Annotated in this window: 8 protein-coding genes; 4 read left to right on the top strand and 4 right to left on the bottom strand. The window is 67.5% G+C overall.

Going from position 1 to position 7,486, the window contains the following annotated elements:
• The coding region (locus WBB14_RS20005) for a tripartite tricarboxylate transporter substrate binding protein (RefSeq protein WP_424241377.1) at positions 1 to 828 on the top strand (828 nt) is incomplete at its 5' end.
• Between the two features lie 30 nt (positions 829 to 858).
• Here the strand turns inward: WBB14_RS20005 and WBB14_RS20000 are convergent.
• Positions 859 to 1,755 (bottom strand): LysR substrate-binding domain-containing protein, encoded by an 897-nt coding sequence (locus WBB14_RS20000; RefSeq protein WP_424241376.1) that lies wholly within the window; start codon positions 1,753 to 1,755, stop codon positions 859 to 861.
• A 71-nt stretch (positions 1,756 to 1,826) separates the two neighbouring features.
• On the opposite strand from WBB14_RS20000, the gene WBB14_RS19995 reads away from it, so the two are divergent.
• The 3 genes from WBB14_RS19995 (at position 1,827) to WBB14_RS19985 (ending at position 4,602) form a co-directional block, all read left to right on the top strand.
• Positions 1,827 to 3,074, top strand: coding sequence for a CaiB/BaiF CoA transferase family protein (locus WBB14_RS19995; protein WP_424241375.1), 1,248 nt, complete (start codon positions 1,827 to 1,829; stop codon positions 3,072 to 3,074).
• The gene (locus WBB14_RS19990) at positions 3,071 to 3,547 is read left to right on the top strand and encodes a MaoC family dehydratase (protein ID WP_424241374.1); all 477 of its coding nucleotides are present in this window, start codon (positions 3,071 to 3,073) and stop codon (positions 3,545 to 3,547) included. Before WBB14_RS19995 ends, WBB14_RS19990 begins: the two co-directional genes overlap by 4 nt.
• 89 nt (positions 3,548 to 3,636) lie before the next feature.
• Positions 3,637 to 4,602, top strand: a complete 966-nt coding sequence (locus WBB14_RS19985) for a Bug family tripartite tricarboxylate transporter substrate binding protein (protein WP_424241373.1) — start codon at positions 3,637 to 3,639, stop codon at positions 4,600 to 4,602.
• Between the two features lie 65 nt (positions 4,603 to 4,667).
• On the opposite strand, the gene WBB14_RS19980 is transcribed toward WBB14_RS19985, so the two are convergent.
• The 3 genes from WBB14_RS19980 to WBB14_RS19970 all read right to left on the bottom strand — a co-directional run bounded on the left by WBB14_RS19980 (position 4,668) and on the right by WBB14_RS19970 (position 7,275).
• A complete protein-coding gene (locus WBB14_RS19980; RefSeq protein ID WP_424241372.1) occupies positions 4,668 to 5,042 on the bottom strand; it encodes a tautomerase family protein in 375 nt (124 codons plus the stop codon).
• Positions 5,043 to 5,161: 119 nt separating this feature from the next.
• Positions 5,162 to 6,421 (bottom strand): quaternary amine ABC transporter ATP-binding protein, encoded by a 1,260-nt coding sequence (locus WBB14_RS19975; protein ID WP_424241371.1) that lies wholly within the window; start codon positions 6,419 to 6,421, stop codon positions 5,162 to 5,164.
• Positions 6,418 to 7,275, bottom strand: coding sequence for an ABC transporter permease (locus tag WBB14_RS19970; protein ID WP_424241370.1), 858 nt, complete (start codon positions 7,273 to 7,275; stop codon positions 6,418 to 6,420). The genes WBB14_RS19975 and WBB14_RS19970 overlap by 4 nt, the downstream gene beginning before the upstream one ends.
• Positions 7,276 to 7,486 lie beyond the last annotated feature (211 nt).

Genomic DNA, 7,486 nt, shown 5'->3' with positions numbered 1-7,486 from the left:
ACCCAGATGCGCGCGCTGGCGATCGCGGCCTCGCGCGAGCTGGGCCAGACGGTCGTCATCGCCAACCGGCCAGGCGCCGGCGGCACGCTGGGGCCGGCAGCCATGGCACAGACGGCCGCGCCGGACGGCTACACGGTGTCCGTGGTGGTGGGCACGCTGTTCCGCTATCCCTTTCTGCAGCAGGTCAACTACGACCCTCTCAAGGACTTCACCTACGTTGCCTGCATGACGGCCTACTCCTATGCCATCGTGGTGCGCGAAGACGCGCCCTGGCGCACGCTGGACGAATTGATCGCCGACGCGCGCGCCCATCCCGAGAAGATCAGCTACGGCGGCACCGGAACGGGTGGCTCGGGACGCATCGCGATCGAACGCCTGTCGCGGCTGACGAACACGCGCTTCAACTTCATCCCCTACAAGGGCGCGGCCGAGGAAACGACCGCGCTCCTGGGCGGCCATATCCAGATGATCTCGGACGCGGGCTGGGGGCCGATGATAGACACCGGCAAGGCGCGCCTCCTGGCGGTGCTGGGCGAAGCCCGCGCCAAGCGCGTGCCCGACGTACCCACGCTGACGGAGCTGGGCTACCCCATCGTGGCGGCCAACCCGGTCGGCATCGCCGGGCCGAAGGGCATGGATCCGGACGTGACGCGCGCCTTGCAACAGGCCTTCCATCGCGCGTCCCGCGATCCGGAGTACAACCGCGCGCTGGAAACCGCCGACCAGCCCCACATGCTGATGGACAGCGCCGCCTACACCGACTTCGCGGTTCGGCAGGTGGCGGAAGAGAAAAAATTCGTGGCCGAGCTGGGCCTGAAGATGCAGTGACGACTGGGAACGCGCGCCCCGCCAGCGTCGTCAGGCGGCGGGGTGCAGCATGCAGTCGCGCAAGCGCAGCACCGAGGCACAGGAAGTATCGCGATGCGTCACCAGCGACAAGGACAGCGCATCGTGCGCATCGGCGTCGGTCAGCGGCACGAATGCCACGTGCGGGGTGGAATATGCCCGCGTCACGCCAGGCACCAGCGCCAGCCCCATGCCGCTGGCCACCAGGCTGATCAGCGTCTGTACCTGTATGGCCTCCTGGCTGATGCGTGGCGAGAAGCCCGCTTTCAGGCATAGCGCCTGCGCCACCCCGTGCAGGCCCGGCACCTTCAGGGGCGAGTACAGCACGAAGTTCTCGGCGCGGGCCCGCTGCAGGCCGACCGGTCCGCCCGCGGCCAGCGGATGTCCCGCCGGCACGGCCAGGATGAGGTCGTCGCGCTCCACCACCCAGGAATCCAGCGCCGCGTCTTCCGCCAAGGGGCCGCGCACCAAGCCGGCGTCGATATCGTTGGCGCGCAGCATCGCAACCAGGCCAACCGTGCTGTCCTCGCGCAAGTCCAGCTGCACGTCCGGATACTGCGCACGGAAGGCCGGCAAATGGCGCGGCAGCAGCATGTAGGTAGCCGAGCCGACGAAGCCCAGCCGCAGCGTGCCCCATTCGCCCAGCGCCACGCGGCGGGCGGCCTGGCGCGCCTGGTCGGCGTGGAACAGCGCGCGGCGCGCATCCGCCATCAGCGCCTGCCCCGCAGGCGTCGGCGTCACGCCCTTGGCGCCACGCACCAGCAGCGGCACGCCCACCGAATGTTCCAGTTTCTGGATCGAGACCGACAGCGCCGGTTGCGCAATATGCAGCGTGTCGGCTGCCCGCCGATAGCTGCCCAGCTCCGCAATGGTGACGAACTGCCGGAGCTGCCGCAAATCGATAGCCATAACAAATTCCATATCGCCCAATACCTACGCCATATTAGACGCGTATGCCGCCGGCCGATAGGATTCCCGCCATGACAGCCTCTCCCCTATCTCGAACCAGCGCGCTGGGCGGCGTGCGCATCCTGGACCTGACGTCGGTGGTGTTCGGCCCCTACGCGTCGCAGATACTGGCCGACTATGGCGCCGACGTGATCAAGGTGGAAGCGCCTGCGGGCGATTCCACCCGGCATACCGGCCCCGCCCAGGAACCCGGGCTGGCCGCCATATTCCTGGGCCTGAACCGCAACAAGCGCAGCATCGTCCTGGACCTGAAGCAGGCCGCGGCGCGGCAGGCGCTATTGACGATGGCGGACCAGGCCGACGTGCTGATGCACAGCATGCGTCCGGCCAAGATGGCGGCGCTGGGACTGGACCCGGACACGCTGTGCGCGCGCAATCCCCGCTTGGTCTATGCCGGCCTGTACGGTTTCGGCGCTGGCGGCGCCTATGATGGCCGGCCTGCATATGACGACATCATCCAGGGCCTGTCGGGCCTGGCCGACCTGGTCGACCGCCAGACCGGCGCGCCGCGCTACCTGCCTACCGTGGCGGCCGACAAGACTTGCGGCCTGATCGCGGCGCACGCCATCCTGGCCGCCCTGTTCCAGCGTGAGCGCAGCGGCGCGGGGCAACAGCTGGAAGTGCCCATGTTCGAGAGCATGGCGTCCTACGCGCTGGTCGAACACTACTACGGCAGGCATCTGGCCGACCAGCCCGGCGAGGCGGGCTATCCGCGCGTGCTCACGCCCTGGCGCAGGCCGTGCCAGACCGCCGATGGCCATGTCTGCCTGATGCCCTACACCGACGCCCACTGGCGCGACTTCTTCATTGCTGCGGACCGCCCCGACCTGGCGGCAGACCCGCGCTTTGCCGACATCGCGTCGCGCACCCGGCACATCGAAACGCTGTACCAACTGCAGGCCGGCATCGTTGCCGGACGCGATACCGCCTACTGGCTGGCGCTGTGCGAACGGCTGGAAATTCCCGCCGCGCGCGTCAACCGCCTGCAGGACCTGGAGACCGATCCGCACCTGCAAAGCGTGGACTTCTTCGCGCCGCTGGAAAGCGCCTCGGGCAGCCGCTACCGCTTTCCCCGCAATCCCGTGCGCCTGCAGCATTCCCATGTACCGGCCGCGATGCCACCGCGCCTGGGCGAGCACACGCTGGACGTGCTGCGCCAGGCCGGCCTGGACGAAGCCCGGATCGCCGCGCTCTTGGAAACAGGCGCCGCCCGCGACTCGCTTTCCTCAACCCAGACCCACCTCAAGGACCCCACATGACCGCAGACTGCAACGCCGCCGACATCCAGCAACTTGGACAAGGCTATTACTGGCAGGACCTGGCCGTGGGCCAGCGCTTCCACACGTTCCGCCGCACGATTACCGAAACCGATATCGTGAACTTCATCAGCGTGACCGGCATGCTGGAAACGATCTTCATCGACGCCACCTATGCGCACGGCGCCATCCAGGGACGCCCCGCCCCCGGCGCGCTGACCTACGGCCTGATCGAGGGCCTGATCATGCAGGGCATGGTGCAAGGCACCGGGCTGGCGCTGCTGGAAGTCCACAAGAAAATGCTGGCGCCGGTGGTCGCGGGCGACACCATCTGGGCGGAGATCGAAGTCACTGGCATACGTCCCACCTCGCAGCACAACCGGGCCGTGGTCGCGTCCGCCATCGAAGTCCGCAACCAGCACGGCAAACCGGTAATGGCCTACACGGCCACGCGCATGCTGGCCGGCAGGCCCTGAACTCTCGTCAGACGGCCAAGCATCCCCCGCAGAGGGAGCTGGCGCCTGGACGCGGTCCGCATCACTAAAAAGCACAAGGAGACAAACCGATGAAGAAAGCACTGCTGGCGGGCAGCCTCGCCATCCTGGCGCTGGCAGGCGCCGCAAGCGCCCAGGCCGCCTGGCCCGAGCGCCCCATCACCATGGTGGTGCCTTTCCCGCCCGGCGGGCCGACCGACCTGGTGGCGCGGGTGCTGGCCAAGCAGCTGACGGACCAGCTGGGCCAGACCGTCGTGGTCGAGAACAAGGGCGGCGCCAACGGCAATATCGGCATGCAGTACGCGGCGGCCGCCAAGCCCGATGGCTATACCGTGCTGTACAACACGTCCTCCATCGCGCTCAGCCCAAATCTGTACCGGTCGCTGGCCTTCGACCCGGTCAAGGACTACGCGCCGGTATCGTCCACGGCGGTGATTCCGCTGGTGCTGCTGGTGCATCCGTCCGTGCCGGCGCAAGACACCCGCACGTTCGTGCAGTACGCACGCGAGCATCCCGGCAAGCTGTCGTACGGTTCGGCCGGCGCCGGCAATGTCACGCACCTGGGCGCCCTGCTGCTGTTGCGTTCGCTTGAGATCGACGCGGTGCATGTGCCGTACCGCGGCAGCGCGCCGGCCATGACGGACCTGGTCGGCGGGCAGGTGCAACTCATGACCAATACGCTGAACGATTCGCTAGGCTTCATCCGCGAAGGCAAGCTGCGCGCGCTGGCCGTGACCAGCGGCGCGCGCAGCGAGCAATTGCCCGACGTGCCGACGGTGGCGGAAACGGTGGTGCCCGGGTTCGAGATGGGCGCCTGGCAAGGCGTGGTGGTGCCGGCAGGCACGCCGGCGCCGATCATAGACAAGCTGAACGCCGAAATCCGCCGCGCGCTGCAATCCCCCGAAATGACCAAACAGCTCAAGGCGCAAGGCGCGCAGGCGCTGGGATCCACGCCGCAGGAGTACGCGGCCTACATCAAGAGCGAAATCGCGCGCTGGGGAGAAGTGGTGAAGGCCGCCAACGTGAAGCTGGACTGACGGCCAATGCAAAGCGCCCGCGAGTCGCGGGCGCTTTGCAGGGATTGCGGAGCCGGCCGGAAAACTCAGCGGCCGTTGGCCTTGGCCGTGATGCCGTTGGCCGCGCCCATGTCGGTATTGGGCACGTCGCGCAGCAGCACGCGCACGTCCTGGCCCGAAATGCCGATACTGGAGCACACGGCCTGGTTCAGCGCCGCGATCAGCGCGGCCTTCTTGGCCTCGTCGCGGCCGGAGATCAGCGCCACGTCGACACGCGCCATGGACTTGCCGATTTCACCGCCCACGATCACGTGTTCCGCTGCCACTTCCTGCAGCACGATGCGCACGCTGGGCAGCGGCGCCGCGATGCTCTCGACGACGGCGTTGGACGCGGCCTGCAACAGAGCGGCCTTTTGGGCGGCCGTGTGGCCAGCCATGATCTGGACATTCAAAATAGGCATGACGGATTCCGATGTTCCGAAAAAGGAGAAACCGGCCAAGCGGCCGGCAAACCATCATATCCGGATCGGGGCCGCGTAAACGGCCGAGCAGCCCCGATTCGGATTAGGGTTTCTCCCTGTCAGGCCGCCTGGTCGCGGCGCTCGGGCTCGGGCTGCTCTTGCGCGTCAGTAGCCGCGGCAGCTTCCGCCGGGGCTGCGGTTTCCGCCAGCGCAGGCGTCACCAGCTCCACGACCTTCTTGCGCGACAGCATGCCGATGAACTCGTCGTCCTCGCCGGTCACCGCGACCGGCTGGTCGCTATGCACCAGTTGGGCCAGCACCTCGCCCAAGCCTGCCGTGGCCGGCACGGAAGCCAGGTCCTCGACGTAGCGGGAGATGTCGCGCGCGCCTTCCTCGATGGCGCGCGTGGCGGCCGCGGCGGTCAACACGCCGGCCAGCCGCTTGCCGTCCAGCACCGGTGCGTACTCGTAGCTCAGGGCGCGCATGCGGTCCATGGCGTGGGCGGGACGCGAACGCATGGTCAGCGTCAGGCGCGCCGGGTTCACGGCGTGCGTGGCGTTGAGGACCTTGGTGCGGTTCACGTCCTGCAGGAAGGACTGCACGTAGTCGTTGGCCGGATTCAGCAGGATGTCTTCCGGCGTGCCTTCCTGCACCAGTTCGCCGTCCTTGAGGATGGCGATGCGGTTGCCCAGGCGCAGCGCTTCGTCCAGGTCATGGGTGATGAAGACGATGGTCTTGTTGAGCTTGGCCTGCAACTGCAGCAGCTGGTCCTGCATCTCGCGGCGGATCAGCGGATCCAGCGCCGAGAAGGCTTCGTCCATCAGCAGGATTTCGGCATCGGTGGCCAGCGCCCGGGCCAGGCCGACGCGCTGCTGCATGCCGCCCGACAACTGGTGCGGATACTGGTTCTCGAAGCCCGACAGGCCCACCTGGTCCAGCCATTCGCGGGCGCGCTTCTCGCGCTCGGCGCGGCCCACGCCCTGCACGGTGAGGCCGTAGGCGGCGTTGTCCAGCACGGTGCGGTGCGGGAACAGGCCGAAGCGCTGGAACACCATGCTCATCTTCTTTTGGCGGAAGATTTCCAGGTCGCGCTTGTTCAGGCTGACCACGTCCACGCCGTCGACCAGGATGTGGCCGGCGCTGGGTTCGATCAGGCGGTTGAAGTGGCGGATCAGCGTGGACTTGCCGGAACCCGACAGGCCCATGATGACGTAGATGCTGCCTTCTTCGATCGACAGGCTGATGTCGCGCAGGCCCAGCGTGTGGCCGCTCTCGGCCAGCAGCTGTTCCTTGCTCATGCCGCCCTGGGCGGCTTCCAGCCATTTCTTCGGATGCGGCCCGAAGACCTTGTAGATGTTCTTGACCTCGATCTTGCTCATCGCTGGCCTCCCATGCGCATGCGCTGTCCATACGATTGCGTGATCCGGTCGAACAGCACGGCCAGCACCACGATACCCAAGCCCGCCAGCAGGCCGCGGCCCACTTCCAGGCGGTTGATGCCGAGCAGCACTTCATAGCCCAGGCCGCGCGCGCCGATCATCGAGGCGATCACCACCATCGACAGCGCCATCATCGTGGTCTGGTTGATGCCGGCCATGATGTTGGGCAAGGCCAGCGGCAGCTGCACGCCGAAAAGCTGCTGGCGCGGATTGGCGCCGAAGGCGCGCGAGGCTTCCAGCACTTCGCGGTCGACCAGGCGGATACCCAGGTCGGTCAGGCGGATCAGCGGCGGCACGGCGTAGATCACGGTGGCGATGATGGCGGGGATCTTGCCCAGGCCGAACAGCATGACCACGGGAATCAGGTACACGAAGCTGGGCATGGTCTGCATCACGTCCAGCACCGGCAGCATGATGGAACGCAGCCAGTTGATCCGCGCCATCAGCACGCCCAGCGGGATGCCGATAATCACCGACAGGCCAGCCGCCATGATCATCAGCGCCAGCGTCTGCATGCCGGCGTCCCACAGGCCCAGCACGCCGATCACGCACAACAGCGCGCCCATCGCCAGGCTCAGGCCGATGCGGCGGCTGACGCCCCAGGCGATCGCGATCGTGACCGCGACCACCGCCCACCAGGGCGAATTGCGCAGCAATTGCTCCAGCCACACCAGGGCATGCAGCACGGGCTGGGACAGGGTCTCCAGCGTGTCGGCATAGTTGGTGACCAGGTGATCGACAAAGCCGTCGATCGCCCCCCGGACCTGCCGGGCGGGAATAACTTCAGGAAACATTCGTTCTACTCCATTCTGGCGCACTCACCGCGCGGACCGCCCGCGCCTGCCCCGGGATCGGGAATGCGGCGCAAGCTTGCGGCTTCCAGCTAGAAAACGGCCGGCCATCCCGGCTGCGCCAGCGCATCTCGGTCCGGGCGCGAACGCCCGGCCGGCGGCCGTCCCGGCAAAGGAATCCGGCCCCAGGCTGGGCCGGTGCGCGCCGCAGGGG

The organism is Achromobacter sp., from assembly GCF_049647645.1.
GTDB lineage: Bacteria > Pseudomonadota > Gammaproteobacteria > Burkholderiales > Burkholderiaceae_B > Achromobacter.
Note: the sequence above shows the minus strand (reverse complement) of the source record. Positions and strands in the feature narration are given on the sequence as shown.